The 18,096-nt window shown below is 65.6% G+C and carries 16 protein-coding genes; 14 read left to right on the top strand and 2 right to left on the bottom strand.

Annotated elements, in window-relative coordinates:
* Positions 1-502 precede the first annotated feature (502 nt).
* From AC3FKG_RS01880 to AC3FKG_RS01860, 5 genes are all read left to right on the top strand, one after another.
* Positions 503-1,705, top strand: a complete 1,203-nt coding sequence (locus AC3FKG_RS01880; protein ID WP_483709123.1) for a branched-chain amino acid ABC transporter substrate-binding protein — start codon at positions 503-505, stop codon at positions 1,703-1,705.
* A 210-nt stretch (positions 1,706-1,915) separates the two neighbouring features.
* On the top strand, positions 1,916-2,851 hold the full coding sequence (locus AC3FKG_RS01875; protein ID WP_011298876.1) for a branched-chain amino acid ABC transporter permease: 936 nt from the start codon (positions 1,916-1,918) through the stop codon (positions 2,849-2,851).
* Between the two features lie 13 nt (positions 2,852-2,864).
* Positions 2,865-4,022 (top strand): ABC transporter permease subunit, encoded by a 1,158-nt coding sequence (locus AC3FKG_RS01870; protein WP_483709121.1) that lies wholly within the window; start codon positions 2,865-2,867, stop codon positions 4,020-4,022.
* Between the two features lie 13 nt (positions 4,023-4,035).
* Complete coding sequence (locus tag AC3FKG_RS01865; RefSeq protein WP_483709119.1) at positions 4,036-4,812, top strand: ABC transporter ATP-binding protein; 777 nt, start codon at positions 4,036-4,038, stop codon at positions 4,810-4,812.
* Positions 4,813-4,827: 15 nt separating this feature from the next.
* Positions 4,828-5,544 carry an ABC transporter ATP-binding protein gene (locus tag AC3FKG_RS01860; protein WP_483709118.1) on the top strand — a complete coding sequence of 239 codons (717 nt, stop codon included), beginning with the start codon at positions 4,828-4,830 and terminating at the stop codon, positions 5,542-5,544.
* A gap of 63 nt (positions 5,545-5,607) precedes the next feature.
* Here AC3FKG_RS01860 and AC3FKG_RS01855 read toward each other — a convergent pair whose 3' ends face one another.
* Positions 5,608-6,795 (bottom strand): acetylornithine transaminase, encoded by a 1,188-nt coding sequence (locus AC3FKG_RS01855; protein WP_488742289.1) that lies wholly within the window; start codon positions 6,793-6,795, stop codon positions 5,608-5,610.
* A 301-nt stretch (positions 6,796-7,096) separates the two neighbouring features.
* The gene (locus AC3FKG_RS01850; RefSeq protein ID WP_483709116.1) at positions 7,097-8,155 is read right to left on the bottom strand and encodes a CDP-6-deoxy-delta-3,4-glucoseen reductase; all 1,059 of its coding nucleotides are present in this window, start codon (positions 8,153-8,155) and stop codon (positions 7,097-7,099) included.
* 9 nt (positions 8,156-8,164) lie between these two features.
* On the opposite strand from AC3FKG_RS01850, the gene AC3FKG_RS01845 reads away from it, so the two are divergent.
* From AC3FKG_RS01845 to hutI, 9 genes are all read left to right on the top strand, one after another.
* Positions 8,165-9,142 carry an NAD-dependent epimerase/dehydratase family protein gene (locus AC3FKG_RS01845; protein WP_488742288.1) on the top strand — a complete coding sequence of 326 codons (978 nt, stop codon included), beginning with the start codon at positions 8,165-8,167 and terminating at the stop codon, positions 9,140-9,142.
* Between the two features lie 308 nt (positions 9,143-9,450).
* Entirely contained in the window at positions 9,451-10,428 is a 978-nt protein-coding gene (locus AC3FKG_RS01840; protein WP_483709113.1) for an ABC transporter substrate-binding protein, read from the top strand.
* Between the two features lie 16 nt (positions 10,429-10,444).
* Entirely contained in the window at positions 10,445-11,299 is an 855-nt protein-coding gene (locus tag AC3FKG_RS01835) for an ABC transporter permease (RefSeq protein WP_488742287.1), read from the top strand.
* Positions 11,299-12,078, top strand: coding sequence for an ABC transporter ATP-binding protein (locus AC3FKG_RS01830; RefSeq protein ID WP_483709111.1), 780 nt, complete (start codon positions 11,299-11,301; stop codon positions 12,076-12,078). Before AC3FKG_RS01835 ends, AC3FKG_RS01830 begins: the two co-directional genes overlap by 1 nt.
* A gap of 5 nt (positions 12,079-12,083) precedes the next feature.
* Complete coding sequence (gene hutC / locus AC3FKG_RS01825; protein WP_483709110.1) at positions 12,084-12,851, top strand: histidine utilization transcriptional repressor HutC; 768 nt, start codon at positions 12,084-12,086, stop codon at positions 12,849-12,851.
* An 88-nt stretch (positions 12,852-12,939) separates the two neighbouring features.
* Positions 12,940-14,520 (top strand): histidine ammonia-lyase, encoded by a 1,581-nt coding sequence (gene hutH / locus AC3FKG_RS01820; protein ID WP_483709109.1) that lies wholly within the window; start codon positions 12,940-12,942, stop codon positions 14,518-14,520.
* Between the two features lie 17 nt (positions 14,521-14,537).
* A complete protein-coding gene (gene hutU, locus AC3FKG_RS01815; protein ID WP_488742286.1) occupies positions 14,538-16,238 on the top strand; it encodes a urocanate hydratase in 1,701 nt (566 codons plus the stop codon).
* On the top strand, positions 16,235-16,828 hold the full coding sequence (locus AC3FKG_RS01810) for a HutD/Ves family protein (RefSeq protein ID WP_483709107.1): 594 nt from the start codon (positions 16,235-16,237) through the stop codon (positions 16,826-16,828). The genes hutU and AC3FKG_RS01810 overlap by 4 nt, the downstream gene beginning before the upstream one ends.
* Positions 16,825-18,096: an imidazolonepropionase gene (hutI, locus tag AC3FKG_RS01805; RefSeq protein WP_488742285.1), complete on the top strand. Its 1,272-nt coding sequence runs from the start codon at positions 16,825-16,827 to the stop codon at positions 18,094-18,096. The genes AC3FKG_RS01810 and hutI overlap by 4 nt, the downstream gene beginning before the upstream one ends.

The following is an 18,096-nucleotide window of genomic DNA, read 5'->3' as shown; positions in this document are numbered from 1 at the left end:
CACAACGATAATCTTTGAAATTAAATTCCACGGAAGCCTCTTAATACGCCCCTTCAAAGGGCACTCATTAGGTGCCTGTTCGGGTAAGCAGACAAATCAGGGTAATCCCCGTAACTGGGGTTTTCCCTATTATGGTGCGGCGCTACATTCTGCACATTAGATAGCGGTGCATGGCATTGCGAATGAAATGCCTAATTAATACGGATGGATTATGTATGGCCCCAGGCGCGTATATTTCAATGGAGAGAAGAAGCAGGCACGGTTCTTGTAAGCATTGGCGTTGACGCCGCCAGGCGATCAGGAATTGCCTCAATCTGTGCATTGGGGAAATTCCCTAGCTCGATTGGCGGTTGATTCGTCCAGGTTGTTGCGTCGCGTATTGCATCGCCGAAGAAAGGGGATACAATGCGCGCGTTTCAAATTGAAACTAAACAAAGGCGGTACGGGGAGACGTCCGGGAGGCGTCGCAAATCCCCGTTTTGTGAATCCTAGGAGATCACTCATGCAAATCTCGTTTGCCAAGATTCTGCCGATTGCGGCCGCAGTGGCGCTCGTTGCAGCTTGCGGCAAGAAAGAAGAAAAGCCGGTTGAACCGTCGGCATCGGCTCCTGCTGCTGCCGCTCCGGCCGCCGGCGGCGGTGAAGTTGTCGTCAAGATCGGTCACGCCGCTCCGCTGACCGGCGGTATCGCCCACCTTGGCAAGGACAACGAAAACGGCGCCCGCCTTGCCGTGGAAGAAGTCAACAAGAAGGGTCTCGAGATCGGTGGCAAGAAAATCAAGCTGGAACTGATCGGCGAGGACGACGCGGCCGATCCGAAGACCGGCACCGCCGTGGCCCAGAAGCTGGTCGACCAGAAGGTCGTGGCCGTGGTCGGCCACCTGAACTCGGGCGTGTCGATCCCGGCGTCGAAGATCTACAGCGATGCCGGCATCGTCCAGATCTCGCCGTCGTCGACCAACCCCGACTACACCAAGCAGGGCTTCAAGACGACCTACCGCGTGGTCGCCACCGATGCCCAGCAAGGTCCGGCGCTGGCCAACTACGCCGCCAAGAGCCTGCACGCCAAGAGCGTGGCCATCGTCGACGATGCCACTGCCTACGGCAAGGGCCTGGCCGACGAGTTCGAGAAGACCGCCAAGGCGGCAGGCGTGAACGTGGTGGCGCGTGAAGCCACCAACGACAAGGCCACCGACTTCAAGGCCATTCTCACCAAGATCAAGGGCAAGAAGCCTGACGTCATCATGTACGGCGGCATGGACGCCACCGGCGGGCCGTTCGCCAAGCAAGCCAAGGAACTGGGCATCTCGTCCAAGATCGTTGGCGGCGACGGCGTCTGTACCGACAAGGTGGCCGAGCTGGCCGGCGATGCCGTGTCCAACATCATCTGTTCCGAGGCAGGCCTGGCCCTGTCGAAGATGGAGAACGGCGCCGACTTCGAGAAGCGCTACCAGGCTCGTTTCAATGCCCCGGTGCAGATCTACGCACCGTTCACGTATGACGCCGTCATGGTCATCGTGGACGCCATGAAGCGCGCCAACTCGACCGAGCCGGCCGCCATCCTGGCCGAAATGCCCAAGACCAACTACAAGGGCGTGATCGGCAACATCGCCTTTGACGAGAAGGGCGACATGAAGGAAGGCACCATCACGCTGTACGAGTACAAGGACAAGAAGAAGTCCGTTCTCGACGTCGTGAAGATGTAATTCGGGCTTACCGGCCCATCCGAACGGCACCGTGAGTATTTTGCGGTGCCGTTCTTTTTAGCCTCGCCTAATGTAGAAGCATCCTTACCAAGGATGGAACAGGGCAGGCCGCTTACCAGCAACCCACCACACTCACCTACCCATCTCGCACCATGGTCCCTCCGGCATCCACACCATGCCGTAAGAACCGGGGCTGAAGCAGGAGTTTTCATGGATATCTTTATCCAGCAGATCGTGAACGGTCTGGTGCTCGGCAGCATTTATGCGCTGATCGCACTGGGCTACACCATGGTCTACGGCATTCTAGGCATCATCAACTTCGCCCACGGCGACGTCCTGATGATTGGCGCGCTGACCGCTTTGTCAGCGATTCTGGGGCTGCAGAAATTCGCTCCCGGGCTGCCCGAGTGGCTGACGCTGGTGATTGCCACGCTCATCGCCATGCCGGTCTGTGCTGTACTGGCCTATTCCATCGAGCGGATCGCCTACCGGCCGCTGCGCAATGCACCGCGCCTGGCGCCGCTGATCACCGCCATCGGCGTTTCCATCATCCTGCAGACCGCGGGCATGCTGATCTGGTCGCGCAACCCGCTGACCTTCCCGCAGTTGCTGCCTTCCGAACCGATCGACATCGGCTCCACCGGCGCCACCATTACCGGCAAGGAAATGGTCATCATCGGCCTCGCCGTGATGGTCATGGCCGGCCTGCTGGCCCTGGTCAACCGCACCAAGCTGGGCCGCGCCATGCGCGCCACTGCCGAAAACCAGAAGGTTGCCGGCCTGATGGGCGTGAACCCGAACTTCGTCATCTCCGCCACGTTCATGATCGGCGCGACGCTGGCCGCGCTGGCTGGCGTGATGATGGCCACCAACTATGGCAACGCCCACTTCTACATGGGCTTCATTCCCGGCCTGAAGGCGTTCACCGCCGCGGTGCTGGGCGGCATCGGCAACCTGGCCGGCGCCATGGTCGGCGGCATGCTGCTGGGCCTGATCGAGGCACTGGGCGCCGGCTATATCGGCGACCTGACCAACGGCGTCTTTGGTTCCAACTACCAGGATGTCTTTGCGTTCATTGTGCTGATTACCGTACTTGTGTTCCGTCCGTCCGGCATCATGGGCGAACGCGTGGCTGACCGTGCCTGAGGGGAGCGAATCCATGAATACTCCGATTCCATCCACGGCCGCCGTCGCCGCGCCGTCCAAAGTTCCGGCGAAAACCCTGGCCGCGCTGGTCGGCTTCCTCGTGATCGCCCTGTGCGCCCCGTTCTTCGTCCAGACCCTGGGCGGCAACTACTGGGTACGCGTGCTCGACTTCGCGCTGCTGTACATCATGCTGGCGCTGGGCCTGAACATCGTGGTGGGCTTCGCCGGCCTGCTCGACCTGGGCTACATCGCGTTCTACGCGGTCGGCGCCTACATGATGGCGCTGCTCGGCTCGCCGCACCTGGCCAACCAGTTCGAGTGGATCCACCAGTTGTTCCCCAATGGGCTGCACCTGTCGATGTGGTGGGTCTTGCCACTGGCGATCCTGGTGGCAGCCACCTTCGGCGTGCTGCTGGGCGCGCCGACCCTCAAGCTGCGCGGTGACTACCTGGCCATTGTGACGCTGGGCTTTGGCGAGATCATCCGCATCTTCATGAACAACCTCGACCGCCCGGTGAACATCACCAACGGGCCGAAAGGGATTACCGCGGTGGACCCGGTCCATATCTTCGGCTTCGACTTTTCGAAGACGCACGATATCTTCGGCCTCAAGTTCTCGCCGGTGTTCATGTACTACTACCTGCTGGTGGCCCTGGTCATCGTGATCGTGTTCGTGTGCCTGCGGCTGCAGAACTCGCGTATTGGCCGTGCGTTCGTCGCCATTCGCGAAGACGAGATCGCCGCCAAGGCGATGGGCATCAACACCCGCAACATCAAGCTGCTGGCCTTCGCCATGGGCGCGTCGTTCGGCGGCGCCTCCGGTGCGGTGTTCGGCGCGTTCCAGGGCTTCGTGTCGCCGGAATCGTTCACGCTGTGGGAATCGATCTATGTGCTGGCGATCGTGGTGCTCGGCGGCATGGGCCATATCCCGGGCGTGATCCTGGGCGGCATCCTGCTCGTCGGCTTCCAGGAACTGCTGCGCGTGGTGGCGGAGCCGATCCAGACCGGCATCTTTGGCCATGTGATCGTCGATGCGGAAGTCCTGCGCCAGCTGCTCTTCGGCCTGGCCCTGGTCGGTGTCATGCTGTATCGCCCGGCGGGCATCTGGCCGTCGCCGCGCAAGGAAGATCGCCCCGTCGCACGCCGCGCGGGCAGCGTGGGCCGTTTCTGACCAGGAGGACAACATGAGCAATAACAATTTCCTCCTGTCGGTACAGGGGGTGAACAAGCGTTTCGGCGGCCTGCAGGCGCTGTCCGAGGTCGGCCTGGAGATCAAACCGGGCGAAATCTACGGCCTGATCGGCCCCAATGGCGCCGGCAAGACCACGTTCTTCAACGTCATCACGGGCCTCTACACGCCCGATTCCGGCGAATTCGTGCTGGGCGGCAAGCCCTACCGGCCGACCGCCGTGCATGAGGTGGCCAAGGCCGGCATCGCCCGTACGTTCCAGAACATCCGCCTGTTCGGCGATATGACCGCGCTCGAGAACGTGATGGTTGGACGCCATGTGCGTTCCAAGGCCGGCCTGTTCGGTGCGATCTTCCGTCCGCCGGCGGTGCGCCGCGAGGAAGAGGGCATCGAGGACCTGGCGCATGACCTCCTCGACTATGTCGGCATCGGCAAGTACGCCAACTTCACCTCGCGCAACCTGTCGTACGGCCACCAGCGCCGGCTCGAAATCGCCCGCGCGCTGGCGACGGAGCCCAAGCTGCTGGCGCTGGACGAACCGGCTGCCGGCATGAACGCGACCGAGAAAGTGGAGCTGCGCGGCCTGCTCGAGAAGATCAAGGGCGATGGCAAGACCATCCTGCTGATCGAGCACGACGTGAAGCTGGTGATGGGTTTGTGCAACCGCCTGACCGTGCTGGACTACGGCAAGGTGATCGCGCAAGGGCTGCCGCATGAAGTACAGAGCAACCCGGCGGTGATCGAGGCTTACCTGGGTTCGTCGGCGCACTGAGGCGGGAGGACAGCAATGAAACAGACAGTACTGAAGATCTCCGGCCTGAAGGTTGCCTACGGCGGCATCCAGGCCGTCAAGGGCATCGACCTTGAAATCAACGATGGCGAACTGGTGACGCTGATCGGCGCCAACGGCGCCGGCAAGACCACCACCATGAAGGCCATCACCGGCCTGCAAGGCTGGGCCGGCGGCGATGTGGAGTACATGGGCAAGTCCATCAAGGGCGTGCCCAGCTACGCGCTGCTCAAGCGCGGCCTGGCGATGGTGCCGGAAGGGCGCGGCGTGTTCGCGCGCATGACCATCACCGAGAACCTGCAGATGGGCGCCTACACCCGCAGCGACGACAGCAAGATCAAGGACGATGTCGATCGCATGTTCGGCATCTTCCCGCGCCTGAAGGAGCGGGCCAACCAGCTGGCGGGCACCATGTCGGGCGGCGAGCAGCAGATGCTGGCGATGGCGCGCGCGCTGATGAGCCAGCCCAAGGTGCTGCTGCTCGACGAGCCGTCGATGGGCCTGTCGCCGATCATGGTCGAGAAGATCTTCGAAGTCGTGCGCGACGTCTCGGCACAGGGCGTGACCGTGCTGCTGGTCGAGCAGAACGCGCGCCTGGCGCTGCAGGCCGCGCACCGTGGCTACGTGATGGAGTCGGGCCTGATCACGATGAGCGGCGAGGCGAAGCAGATGCTGGATGATCCCAAGGTCCGGGCGGCGTACCTGGGCGAGTAAGGCGCTCGGCAGCAACAAAAAGCCCCGCGAAAGCGGGGCTTTTTGTTTTGAAGCGCAATGCGATCAGGCCAGCTTCTTCAGCAGCGTACGCAACATGCCGATCATCTGGTCGATCTCTTCGCGCGTCACGTTCAGTGCCGGCATGAAGCGCAGCAGGTTGGCGCGCGGCGCGTTCAGCAGCATGCCTTCCGGTCCCATGTCGCGGGCTTCCTCGACCAGTTGCGGGCCGATGTCCTTGCCGAGCTGCAGCGCGCGCAGCAGGCCTTCGCCACGTTCGCCTTCCAGGCCGAATTCGCCGCATAGCGCCAGCAGCTGTTCCTTCAGGTACTCGCCCTTGGCGTTGACGTCATCCAGGAAGCCGGGCGCGGTCAGCTGTTCGATCACCGAGCTGCCCACGGCCGTCATCAGCGGGTTGCCGTTATAGGTGCCGCCCTGGTCGCCGGCTTCGAAACTGGCGACTTCGGCCTTGCACAGCAGCGCCGACAGCGGCACGCCGCCGCCGATACCCTTGCCCAGCGTCATGATGTCCGGCTCCACGCCCGACAGCTCATAGGCGAAGAGCGTGCCGCAGCGGCCGCAACCGGTCTGCACCTCGTCGACGATCAGCAGCAGCTTGTGCTTGTCGGCCAGCGCGCGTAGGCCTTGCATGAACTCGCGCGTGGCGGGGATCACGCCGCCTTCGCCCTGCACCGGCTCGAGCATGATGCCGACAGTCTTGTCGTTGATGAGCTTTTCCACCGAGGCCAGGTCGTTCAGGTCGGCCTTCGGGAAACCCGCAACCTGCGGCGCGAAGATGGTGTCCCAGCCGGCCTTGCCCGATGCGCTCATGGTGGCGAGCGTGCGTCCATGGAAGCTGTGGTCCATGGTGATGATCTCGAACGCGCCGTTCTTGTGCTTGCGGCCCCATTTGCGCGCGAGCTTGATCGCACCTTCGTTGGCTTCGGCGCCGCTGTTGGCGAAGAAGACCTTGTCGAAGCAGCTGTTGTCGGTCAGTTGCTTCGCCAGCCTGATCATCGGCTCGTTGTAGAACGCCGGGCTCGGGTTGATCAGCTTGCCCGCCTGCGCGACCACGGCGTCGACCATGCCCTGGTTGGAGTGGCCGAGGCAGTTCACTGCCCAGCCTTGCACGAAGTCCAGGTATCGCTTGCCGTTGTGGTCCGTCAGCCAGGAACCCTTGCCCTCGGTGAAGACGAGCTCGGGCCGGTTGGTGATGTACATCAGGGATTGAACGGGATACTCGGCAAATGCCATGGCGGACTCCAGGGGTCGGCGTAAATCGTTAGACGGGATGGCGAAGGGACAAACAGGTCGAAACCCGCAAGGGCACGGCCCAAAGCAAAAAGCCACGGGGGTTGCCCGTGGCTTGTTGACCTGAACAGACGCTGTCGACGGTCAGCCGCGCGGCACCCCGGTGGGGAGCATCGTACGGAAACTGCGTCGGATCATGGCGGCGTTCATGCGGGCAAATATAAGACGCATGGCCCCCGGTGTCAAAACGAATTTTGGCGGTCGGCGGCATTGTTGTGCTGACGGAACGGCCTGGCGGTTCGCTTCAGGCAGCTGGCGCAGCGGCGTGCATGTCGGCCTCGGACGTGAACGAGTCCGCGAAGAACGCGTCTTCGTGCAGCTTGCATTGCTTGGTGAAGTCGGTGCGGGCGGCGTTGATCATCACCGGGGCGCCGCAGGCGTAGACCTCGTGGCCGGACAGGTCCGGGTGGTCCGCGATCACGGCCTGGTGGACGAAGCCGGTGCGCCCGCTCCAGTTGTCTTCCGGCAGCGCGTCGGAGATGACCGGCACGTACTGGAAGTTGGGCAGGTCGCGTGCCCACTGCTCGCACAGCGCGTGCATGTACAGGTCCTTCGGCCGGCGGCCGCCCCAGTACAGCGTCATCGGGCGCGTGATGCCGGTGTAGGCGGCGTGCTCGACGATGGCCTTGATCGGCGCGAAGCCCGTGCCCGAAGCCAGCAGGACGATCGGCGCTTCGGACTCTTCACGCAGGAAGAAGCTGCCCAGCGGGCCTTCGAAACGCAGGATGTCGCGCTCCTTCATGGCCGGCGCGCCTTCCTTGGCGCCGAACACGTAGTCGGTGAACGCGCCGCCGGGCATGTGGCGGATATGCAGTTCGATCGGGCCGTCCTCATGCGGCGGCGTGGCGATCGAATAGCTGCGGCGCTTGCCGTCGCGCAGCAGGAATTCCACGTACTGGCCGGCCAGGTACTGCATGCGCTCGGTGGCGGGCAGTTGCAGCTTGATGGCGATGACATCGTCGGCCAGGCGTTCCAGCGAGGTGACGCGGCACGGCACCTTCTTGATGGGAATATCGCCCGCGCCGTGGACCTCGCGGCTTTCGATGGTGATGTCCGAGCTGGCGTTGGCGCAGCAGAACAGCGCGCGGCCCTCGGTCTTTTCCTGTTCGGTCAGCGCGGCAGGGGCGTGGTCGCCCTGTACGATCGTGCCTGCCAGCACGCGGCCCTTGCACGAGCCGCATGCGCCGTTCTTGCAGCCGTAGGGCAGGCCGATGCTGTGGCGCAGGGCCGCGCCCAGGATGGTTTCATCGGCAGCCACTTCGAACTTGTGGCCGCTGGGCATTACGGTGACTTGATAAGCCATAATCGATCTATGAGCGAAATTCTTAAGAAGCTGCAGCCATCGCGCCGTCCGGGCCCTGCCGTTCGCCTGGGCCGCCCGCGCCTGCTGATCGTCGGGTGCGGGGATGTGGGGACGCGCTGCCTGCGAATCCTGTCGGCGCGCATGCGTGTCTTTGCCGTGACGTCGCAGCCGGCGCGCCGCGCCGAACTGCGTGCCGCCGGCGCGGTGCCGCTGGTCGCGGACCTGGATCGGCCCGCCACGCTGGCACGCCTGCGCGGCCTGGCGGATCGCGTGCTGGACCTGGCGCCGCCACCCGGGTCGGGTGAGGGCGATCCCCGCACGCGCGCCTTGCTCGCCACCCTGCGCCGCACCGCCTGGCGCCGCGCCCGGGCGCACGCCGGCGAGCCCGTCATTCTACCCGAGCGCCGCAGGGCCCGTCCGGCCTTTGTCTATGCCAGCACATCGGGGGTTTATGGTGACCGGGCCGGCGCCCGGGTGGCCGAATTCGCCCGCCTTCGCCCGCAGACTGCGCGGGCGCGACGCCGCGTGGCGGCCGAGCGCACCGTGCGCGAGTTCGGCCGTGCGGGGAACTGGCGCACCAGCATCGTGCGCATTCCTGGCATTTACGCCGAGGACCGCCTGCCGCTGGCGCGCCTGAAGCGCGGCACGCCGGCGCTGGCGCCGCAGGACGACGTCTATACCAGCCACATCCACGCCGACGACCTCGCGCGCACCATGGTCGCCGCGCTGTTCCGCGGAAGGCCCCAGCGCGTGGTCCATGCGAGCGACGACACCGAGTTGCGCATGGCGGACTATTTCGACTTGGTGGCCGACCGCCGTGGCCTGCCACGGCCGCCGCGCATCACACGCCAGCAGGCGCGTGAAGTGATCGATCCCACGCTGCTCAGCTTCATGAGCGAATCGCGCCGCCTCGACAACCGGCGCCTGAAGCGCGAGCTGCGTCTGCGGCTGCGCTATCCCACCGTCTCGTCTTTTTTCGACGCCTGAGCCGCAAGAGTCCGCGCCGTGCCGTTTCAGGCACGGCGCTTGCCTTTCCATCGGCCGCATCCTTCCTGTCTATACAGCGACCGGCTTTTTGCCCCGCCACCGTGCATCGGCCGCGCTTGCCAAAGCGGCTTCCTCGCGCACCTGGTGCCGAAGCACGCCACGGAAGTGCGCAAATCGATGCCTTACGTACGCCATGCCCCGGGCAACTACTACGTTGACTTGTATATACAGGATTGTAAAATCCCCGGACACGAGCAGTGCCACACGCATGGCGCCGCCGCTGACGGACAAACCAAAGGAGCTTACCGATGAGGATTCAGAGCCGGATTGCAAGTCAGGCCGCCACGCGCGTGGCCCGTGCGTCGCTGCTGGCAGCCGTTGCCATGGCAGGGGTGGCCCATGCCCAAACCACGCAGGTCACGCTCGGCATGAGCGGCTGGACCGGCTTCGCGCCGCTGACGCTGGCCGACAAGGCAGGAATCTTCAAGAAGCATGGCGTCGACGTGGACATCAAGATGATTCCGCAGAAGGACCGCCATCTCGCGCTGGCCTCCGGCGCGATCCAGTGCGCGGCCACCACCGTGGAAACGCACGTCGCCTGGAACGCCAACGGCGTGCCGATCACGCAGATCGTGCAACTCGACAAGTCCTACGGCGCCGATGGCCTGGCCGTACGCGCCGACGTCAAGGGCTTTGCCGACCTGAAGGGCAAGACCATCGGCGTGGACGCGCCCGGTACCGCGCCGTACTTCGGCCTGGCGTGGATGCTCAAGAAAAACGGCATGACGCTCAAGGACGTGAAAACCACCACGCTGTCGCCGCAGGCGGCCGCGCAGGCCTTCGTCGCCGGCCAGAACGACGGCGCCATGACCTACGAGCCCTACCTGTCCACCGTTCGCCAGAACCCGGACAAGGGCAAGATCCTGGCCACCACGCTCGACTATCCGATGGTGACCGACACGCTCGGCTGTGCGCCCAAGTGGCTCAAGGACAATCCCAAGGCCGCGCAGGCGCTGGTCGACAGCTACTTCGAAGCGATCGAGATGATCCAAAAGGAGCCCGGGAAGTCGAACGAGATCATGGGCGCGGCGGTCAAGCAGACCGGCGAGCAGTTCGCGAAGTCGTCGGCCTACCTGCGCTGGCAGGACCGCGACGCCAACCGCAAGTTCTTCTCCGGCGAACTGGCCAGCTTCAGCAAGGAAGCCGCCGGCGTGCTGCTCGACATCGGCGTGATCCGCCAGGTGCCGGACGTCACCGCGCTGTACGACGCACGCTTCCTCAAGTAAGCAAGGGGCCGATGTCATGGCGCAAGTTCAAGTGAGTTCCCCGGCGCCGGTCGCCATGGCGGCGAAGGCGGCACCGGCGCGCCGCCGGCATCCGTGGCTGTCGCCGCTGGTGCCGGTGTCGCCGCACGCGCGCTGGGTGCTGGGCCTGTCCTTCTTCGTGCTGTTCTTCGCGGTCTGGGCCGTGGTCACGCTGGGCGGTTTCGTGCCGCGCACCTTCCTGGCCGATCCGCTGACGATGGCGCGCGAAGGCATGACCCTGTTCGCCGAGTACAACTTCATCGGCGATATCGGCATGACCGTGTGGCGCGTGCTCGGCGGCTTCGTGCTGGCGGCGGTGCTCGCGGTGCCGCTCGGCATCCTGATGGGCGCGTACAAGGCGGCCGAGGCGTTCTTCGAACCGTTCGTCTCGTTTTGCCGCTACCTGCCGGCCTCGGCCTTCATTCCGCTGCTGATCCTGTGGGCCGGTATCGGCGAGACCCAGAAGCTGCTGGTGATCTTCATCGGCTCGTTCTTCCAGATCGTGCTGATGGTGGCGGTCGCCGTGGCCGGCGCGCGCAAGGACCTGGTGGAAGCCGCCTATACACTCGGCGCCAACAGCCGAGGCATCGTCAGGCGCGTGCTGATCCCGGGCGCAGCGCCGGAGATTGCCGAGATCCTGCGGCTGGTGCTGGGCTGGGCCTGGACCTACGTGATCGTCGCGGAACTGATCGGCTCGTCCTCGGGCATCGGCCACATGATCACCGACAGCCAGGCGCTGCTGAATACCGGCCAGATCATCTTCGGCATCATCGTCATCGGCTGCATCGGGCTGGTGTCGGACCTCGTCTTCAAGCAGGCCAACCAGCGCCTGTTCCCGTGGAGTTCGATCTGATGAGCGCACTGTCCATCCAGCAGGTCTCGCGCACCTTCGCCAATCCGCGCGGCGGCCAGACCCATGCGCTGCTGCCCGTCGATTTCGAAGTGCGCGACAACGACTTCGTCACCATCCTGGGCCCGTCGGGCTGCGGCAAGTCCACGCTGCTGCGCATCGTCGCCGGTCTCGACACGCCCACGAGCGGCACCGTGCTGCTCGACGGCCAGCCGGTCAGCGGGCCGGGCGCCGACCGCGGCATGGTGTTCCAGTCCTATACGCTGTTCCCGTGGCTGACGATCGAACAGAACGTGCGCTTCGGCCTGCGCGAGCGCGGCATGAGCGAGGCCGAGCAGCGCGAGCGCAGCGACTTCTTCATCGAGCGCGTGGGCTTGCGCGGTTTCGAGCACCACTATCCCAAGCAGCTCTCGGGCGGCATGCAGCAGCGCACCGCGATTGCGCGCGCGCTGGCCAATGATCCCAAGATCCTGCTGCTCGACGAGCCGTTCGGCGCGCTCGATAACCAGACCCGCGTGCTGATGCAGGAATTGCTGCTCGGCATCTGGGAAGCTTCGCGCAAGACGGTATTATTCGTGACCCACGATATCGACGAGGCCATCTTCATGGCCAACCGGGTGGCGGTGTTTTCCGCCAGGCCGGGTCGGATCAAGAGCGAGATCGCGGTCGATTTTCCGCATCCGCGCCATTACACGATCAAGACGTCGCCGGAGTTTTCCGCGCTCAAGGCGCGGCTGACCGAGGAGATCCGCGCCGAGGCCATGGCCGCGGCCGAGCACTGAATACCATGAACCACGCCGTCGGCCAAGGGCCAGCCAACTCCGCTACGAACTCTCCCACCGCGCTTTACCAGCAGGTGAAGGAGTACATCGCGCGCCAGATCCAGAGCGGCGCGTGGCAGCCGGGCGACCGGGTGCCATCGGAGCAGGAGCTGGTGACCCGCTTCGGCGTATCGCGCATGACCGTCAACCGCGCGCTGCGCGAACTGTCCGAGCAGGGCAGGGTGGTGCGCGTGGCCGGCGTGGGCACCTTCGTGGCCGAGCACAAGCCGCAGTCCACGCTGCTCAGCGTGGTCAACCTGCAGGACGAGATCCGCATGCGCGGGCATGACTATGCCTGCGACGTGATCCTGGTGGAGCGGGTGGCCGCATCGATCGAAGTGGCCGCGGCGCTGGAGCTGCGCACCGGCGAATCGGTGTTCCATTCCGTTTGTGTGCATCGCGAGGACGGCGTGCCGGTGCAGCTGGAAGACCGATACGTCAACCCGCGCGTGGCACCGGACTTCATCAGCCAGGATTTCACCGGCATCAAGCCCGGCGAATACCTGCTGCGCAATGTGCCCTATGACCAGGTCGAGCACGTCGTCGATGCCATTTCCGCCACGCCCGACCAGGCCGCGCAACTCGAAATGCCGCCGACGCAGCCTTGCCTGATGCTGACCCGCCGCACCTGGACCAACGGCGTGCCGGTGACTTTCGTGCGTTGCCTGCACCCGGGCAACCGCTACCGCCTCGGCAGCCGCTTCCGCGCCGACGGCAATCCCGCCTTCGGCTGATTCCAACTGATTTCGGACAGAAGCCAGCCATCCATCCCAATTTTGTTCTAAGCTGTATAGACAGGAACATACAAGACAGGATTCACTCATGACCGCCAGCCAAACCAAACTCGCCTCCCGCCCGTTGCTGACCTTGCATCCGGGCGAGGTCACCCTGGCCGACCTGCGCCGCATCTATCGCGGCGAAGTGCGCGTGGCAATGGCCGACTCGGCCTGGGCCGGCGTGCGTGCCGCACAGGCCACCGTGCAGGACATCATCGACGCCGACGCCGTGGTCTATGGCATCAATACCGGCTTCGGCAAGCTTGCGCAGACGCGCATCCCCCATGACAAGCTGGCCACGCTGCAACGCAACCTGGTGCTGTCGCACAGCGTCGGCACGGGCCCGGACCTGGCCGAGGACACGGTGCGCCTGATTCTCGCCATCAAGGCTGTGAGCCTTGCGCGCGGCCACTCGGGCGTGCGGCCCGAGCTCATCGAAGCGCTGCTGGCGCTGGCCAACCACGGCGTGACGCCGTGCATCCCGGGCAAGGGTTCGGTAGGCGCCTCGGGCGACCTCGCGCCGCTGGCCCATATGTCGTGCACGCTGATCGGCGTGGGCGATGTGATCGTCGATGGCCGCCGCGTGCCGGCCGCCGAAGGTCTGGAAGTTGCCGGTCTGTCCGTGTTCGAACTGGGTCCGAAGGAAGGCTTGGCGCTGCTCAATGGCACGCAGGTATCGACCGCGCTGGCGCTGGCGGGCCTGTTCGCCGCCGAAGATGCCTTCGCGGCCGGCCTCGTGGCCGGGGCGCTGTCGCTGGAAGCGATCAAGGGCTCGGTCAAGCCGTTTGACGCGCGCATCCATGAAGCGCGTGGGCAGGCGGGTCAGATCGCCGTGGCGGGCGCGACGCGCGCGATGCTCGACGGCAGCGAGATCGTCGATTCGCACAAGGCCTGTGGCCGCGTGCAGGACCCGTACTCGATCCGCTGCCAGCCGCAGGTGATGGGCGCCTGCCTCGACAACCTGCAGCACGCCGCGCGCATCCTGCGCATCGAAGCGAATGCCGCCTCGGACAACCCCCTCGTCTTCTCCGAGCAGGGCGACGTGATCTCCGGCGGCAACTTCCACGCCGAGCCGGTGGCGTTCGCCGCAGACATCATCGCGCTGGCGATCGCCGAGATCGGCGCGATCTCCGAGCGCCGCCTGGCGCTGCTGCTGGATACGGGCTTGTCCGGGCTGCCGCCGTTCCTCGTGCGCGATGGCGGCCTGAACTCGGGCTTCATGATCGCGCAGGTGACGGCAGCGGCGCTGGCATCGGAGAACAAGTCGCTGGCGCATCCGTCGAGCGTGGACAGCCTGCCGACGTCGGCCAATCAGGAGGATCATGTGTCGATGGCCACCTACGGCGCGCGCCGGTTGGGCGACATGGCCGCCAATACCGCGGTGGTGGTCGGCATTGAAGCGATGGCCGCTGCGCAAGGCATTGAATTCCATCGGCCGCTGAAATCATCGCCGCTGATCGAAAGCGAACTGGCCCGCATCCGCGCGCGCGTCGCGTTCGTGGAAGCGGACCGCTACCTGGCACCGGATATCGAAGCGATGAAGCAGTGGGTGGTGCAGGGGGATGCGGGCGCGGGGTGGCCGGCGGCGGTTCGCGACATCCTGCCCACTAACACCAAGAGCGCCTGAGCAAGGAGAGAGACCTCATGAACGCCCACGAATCCCAATTCCTCCAGCGCGGCCAGCGCGAGATCCGCGCGCCGCGCGGCACGCAGCTGCATTGCAAGAACTGGCTGATCGAAGCGGCCTACCGCATGATCCAGAACAACCTGGACCCGGACGTAGCCGAGCGTCCGCAGGACCTGGTGGTCTACGGCGGCATCGGCAAGGCCGCGCGCAACTGGGAATGCTTTGACGCCATCCTCGACAGCCTGCGCCGCCTGGGCGAGGACGAGTCGCTGCTGGTGCAGTCGGGCAAGCCGGTCGGCGTGTTCCGCACGCACCCGGACGCGCCGCGCGTGCTGATCGCCAATTCCAACCTGGTGCCGCACTGGGCCAACTGGGACAAGTTCAACGAACTCGATCGCGCCGGCCTGATGATGTACGGCCAGATGACCGCGGGCTCGTGGATCTACATCGGCACGCAGGGCATCGTGCAGGGCACCTACGAGACCTTCGTCGAAGCGGGCCGCCAGCACTACAACGGCGACCTGTCGGGCAAATGGATCCTGACCGCGGGCCTGGGCGGCATGGGTGGCGCGCAGCCGCTGGCCGGCGTGCTGGCCGGTGCGTGCGTGCTGGCGATCGAATGCCAGGAATCGCGCATCGACTTCCGCCTGCGCACGCGCTATCTCGACAGGAAAGCCACCACGCTCGACGAAGCGCTGGCGATGATCGCCGAGGCCACGCAGAAGAAGGAAGCGATCTCGGTGGGCTTGCTCGGCAATGCGGCCGACATCGTGCCGGAACTCGTCAAGCGCGCACAGGCGGGCGGCATGCGTCCGGATATCGTCACCGACCAGACCTCCGCGCATGACCTCGTCAACGGCTACCTGCCGCAAGGCTGGACTGTCGAGCAATGGGAGCAGGCGCGCCAGCAGGATCCGAAGTCGGTGGAGTCGGCCGCGCGTCCGTCGATCGTCAAGCATGTGCAGGCGATGCTCGCCTTCCAGCAGATGGGCGTGCCCACCGTGGACTACGGCAACAACATCCGCCAGGTCGCGTTCGACGAAGGCGTGAAGAATGCGTTCGACTTCCCGGGCTTTGTGCCGGCCTATATCCGTCCGCTGTTCTGCCGCGGCAAGGGGCCGTTCCGCTGGGTTGCGCTGTCCGGCGATCCCGAGGATATCTACAAGACCGATGCCAAGATGAAGGAGTTGTTCCCCGAGGACAAGGCCCTGCACCGCTGGCTCGACATGGCACATGACCGCATCGCGTTCCAGGGCCTGCCCGCACGGATCTGCTGGGTGGGGCTGGACGAGCGCCACCGCGCCGGCCTGGCGTTCAACGAGATGGTGAAGTCGGGCGAGCTGAAAGCGCCGATCGTGATCGGCCGCGACCACCTCGATTGCGGCTCCGTGGCCTCGCCCAACCGCGAGACCGAAGCGATGCGCGACGGCTCCGATGCCGTGTCCGACTGGCCACTGCTCAACGCGCTGCTGAACACCGCGGGCGGCGCAACGTGGGTCAGCCTGCACCATGGCGGCGGCGTCGGCATGGGCTTCTCGCAGCATTCGGGCGTCGTGATCGTCTGCGACGGCACCGATGCCGCGGCCAAGCGCATCGAGCGCGTGCTTTGGAACGACCCGGCCACTGGCGTGATGCGCCATGCCGATGCCGGCTATGACCTCGCCATCGACTGCGCGCGCGAGAAGGGCCTCAACCTGCCCATGGTGGACCGCGCATGACCCGCTTCGCACTCGACACCCTTTCTCCCACGCCGTGGAAGAACGGCGGCGGCACCACGCGCGAAGTCGCCGTGTGGCCACCCGATGCGGGGCTCGATGACTTTGCGTGGCGCATCAGCGTCGCCGACATCGCGGCGGACGGCCCCTTCTCGGCCTTCGCGGGCATCGAGCGGCACATCGTGCTGCTCGATGGTGCCGGCGTGCGTTTGCGCGCCGCCGACGGCAGCTTCGATCATCGCCTCGATACCGTCGGCGAACCGTTCGCGTTTTCGGGCGACGTAGCCGTGGACGCCACGCTCGTCGCCGGCACCACGCGCGACTTCAACGTGATGTCGCGCCGCGGCGTGTGCCGCGCGCACGTCCACGCCATGCGGCATGGCTTCTCGTTCAACTCGGGCGAGGACGCCGTGGCGCTGTTCGTGCTCCGGGGCGCCTGGCGCGATCCCGGCGCGAGCCTGATGGAGCCGCTGCGCGCCAACGAGGGGGTCTGGTATCCCACTGGCGTCACTGCGGCATTCCATGCGCTCGCGCCGCTCGAAGACGATTCGCTGTGCCTGTGCATCACGCTGCAAACGGAGGCCGACGAATGACCGCGCCTGTTGCTGCGGGCCTGCCCGAAGCCCGGTCCGCCGACGGCGTCTGGCACCACTGTCACCTGCTGCCCGATGCCGACCCGGACCGCGCCGTGCGCGACGGCGCGCTGGTGGTCGAGCAGGGCCGCATCGCGTGGCTCGGGCCCGAGGCCGAGCTGCCCGACGACTATCGCGGCCTGCCCCGTCACGATGCGGACGGGGCATGGGTCACGCCGGGCCTGGTCGATTGCCATACGCATCTGGTCTACGGCGGCCAGCGTGCCGATGAATTCGCCATGCGGCTGGCGGGCGCCAGCTATGAGGAGATCGCACGAGCGGGCGGCGGCATCGTGTCGTCGGTGCGTGCCACGCGTGCCGCGGATGAAGACACGCTGTTCGCGCAGGCTGCTGCGCGCCTGGCGCCGCTGCTGGCAGAAGGCGTGACGGCCATCGAGATCAAGTCCGGCTATGGCCTGGAACTGGAGGCCGAGCGCCGGCAACTGCGCGTCGCGCGCCTGCTCGGCGAAGCCTTTGGGGTGTCGGTGCACACGACCTTCCTTGGCGCGCATGCGCTGCCGCCGGAGTATGCGGGGCGTGCCGACGATTACATCGACCTGGTCTGCAACACCATGCTGCCGGCCCTCGCCGAAGAAGGACTGGTCGATGCCGTCGACGCCTTCTGTGAATCGGTTGGCTTTTCGCTGGCGCAGACTGAGCGCGTTTTTGAAGCCGCCGCCCGCCATGCCCTGCCGGTCAAGCTGCACGCGGAACAATTGAGCAACCTCGGTGGCGCCGCGCTGGCCGCGCGCCATCGCGCACTGTCGGCGGACCATCTGGAGCATCTGGACGAAGCGGGCGTGGCGGCCATGGCGGCCGCGGGCACGGTGGCGGTGCTGCTGCCGGGCGCCTACTATTTCCTGCGCGACACGAACCTGCCGCCGATCGCGCTGCTGCGCCGCCATGGCGTGCCCATGGCGATCTCCACCGACCACAATCCCGGGACCTCACCGGTGACATCGCTCCTGCTCATGATGAACATGGCCTGCACGCTGTTCCGCCTGACCGTGCCCGAGGCGCTGGCCGGCGTGACCACGCACGCGGCGCGCGCACTAGGCGCAGCCGACCGGCATGGCTTGCTCGCAATGGGACGTGCCGCGGACTTCGTGCTCTGGCGCGTCGATTCCCCGGCCGAACTGGCCTACTGGTTCGGCCGCAATCCGGCTGCTGCCGTGGTGCGTCAGGGACGCATCCATCCGGCGCCATCGCAACATGGCGGGAGGGCATGA

The sequence above is a fragment of the Cupriavidus sp. 22TCCZM04-2 genome (assembly GCF_057798895.1).
Note: the sequence above shows the minus strand (reverse complement) of the source record. Positions and strands in the feature narration are given on the sequence as shown.

What these genes read in the sequence shown, in the direction of transcription:
- AC3FKG_RS01880 (WP_483709123.1), top strand. Translation starts at nt 503, where the DNA reads ATGCAAATCTCGTTTGCCAAGATTCTGCCGATTGCGGCCGCAGTGGCG.
- AC3FKG_RS01875 (WP_011298876.1), top strand. Translation starts at nt 1,916, where the DNA reads ATGGATATCTTTATCCAGCAGATCGTGAACGGTCTGGTGCTCGGCAGC.
- AC3FKG_RS01870 (WP_483709121.1), top strand. Translation starts at nt 2,865, where the DNA reads ATGAATACTCCGATTCCATCCACGGCCGCCGTCGCCGCGCCGTCCAAA.
- AC3FKG_RS01865 (WP_483709119.1), top strand. Translation starts at nt 4,036, where the DNA reads ATGAGCAATAACAATTTCCTCCTGTCGGTACAGGGGGTGAACAAGCGT.
- AC3FKG_RS01860 (WP_483709118.1), top strand. Translation starts at nt 4,828, where the DNA reads ATGAAACAGACAGTACTGAAGATCTCCGGCCTGAAGGTTGCCTACGGC.
- AC3FKG_RS01855 (WP_488742289.1), bottom strand. Translation starts at nt 6,795, where the DNA reads ATGGCATTTGCCGAGTATCCCGTTCAATCCCTGATGTACATCACCAAC.
- AC3FKG_RS01850 (WP_483709116.1), bottom strand. Translation starts at nt 8,155, where the DNA reads ATGGCTTATCAAGTCACCGTAATGCCCAGCGGCCACAAGTTCGAAGTG.
- AC3FKG_RS01845 (WP_488742288.1), top strand. Translation starts at nt 8,165, where the DNA reads ATGAGCGAAATTCTTAAGAAGCTGCAGCCATCGCGCCGTCCGGGCCCT.
- AC3FKG_RS01840 (WP_483709113.1), top strand. Translation starts at nt 9,451, where the DNA reads ATGAGGATTCAGAGCCGGATTGCAAGTCAGGCCGCCACGCGCGTGGCC.
- AC3FKG_RS01835 (WP_488742287.1), top strand. Translation starts at nt 10,445, where the DNA reads ATGGCGCAAGTTCAAGTGAGTTCCCCGGCGCCGGTCGCCATGGCGGCG.
- AC3FKG_RS01830 (WP_483709111.1), top strand. Translation starts at nt 11,299, where the DNA reads ATGAGCGCACTGTCCATCCAGCAGGTCTCGCGCACCTTCGCCAATCCG.
- hutC (WP_483709110.1), top strand. Translation starts at nt 12,084, where the DNA reads ATGAACCACGCCGTCGGCCAAGGGCCAGCCAACTCCGCTACGAACTCT.
- hutH (WP_483709109.1), top strand. Translation starts at nt 12,940, where the DNA reads ATGACCGCCAGCCAAACCAAACTCGCCTCCCGCCCGTTGCTGACCTTG.
- hutU (WP_488742286.1), top strand. Translation starts at nt 14,538, where the DNA reads ATGAACGCCCACGAATCCCAATTCCTCCAGCGCGGCCAGCGCGAGATC.
- AC3FKG_RS01810 (WP_483709107.1), top strand. Translation starts at nt 16,235, where the DNA reads ATGACCCGCTTCGCACTCGACACCCTTTCTCCCACGCCGTGGAAGAAC.
- hutI (WP_488742285.1), top strand. Translation starts at nt 16,825, where the DNA reads ATGACCGCGCCTGTTGCTGCGGGCCTGCCCGAAGCCCGGTCCGCCGAC.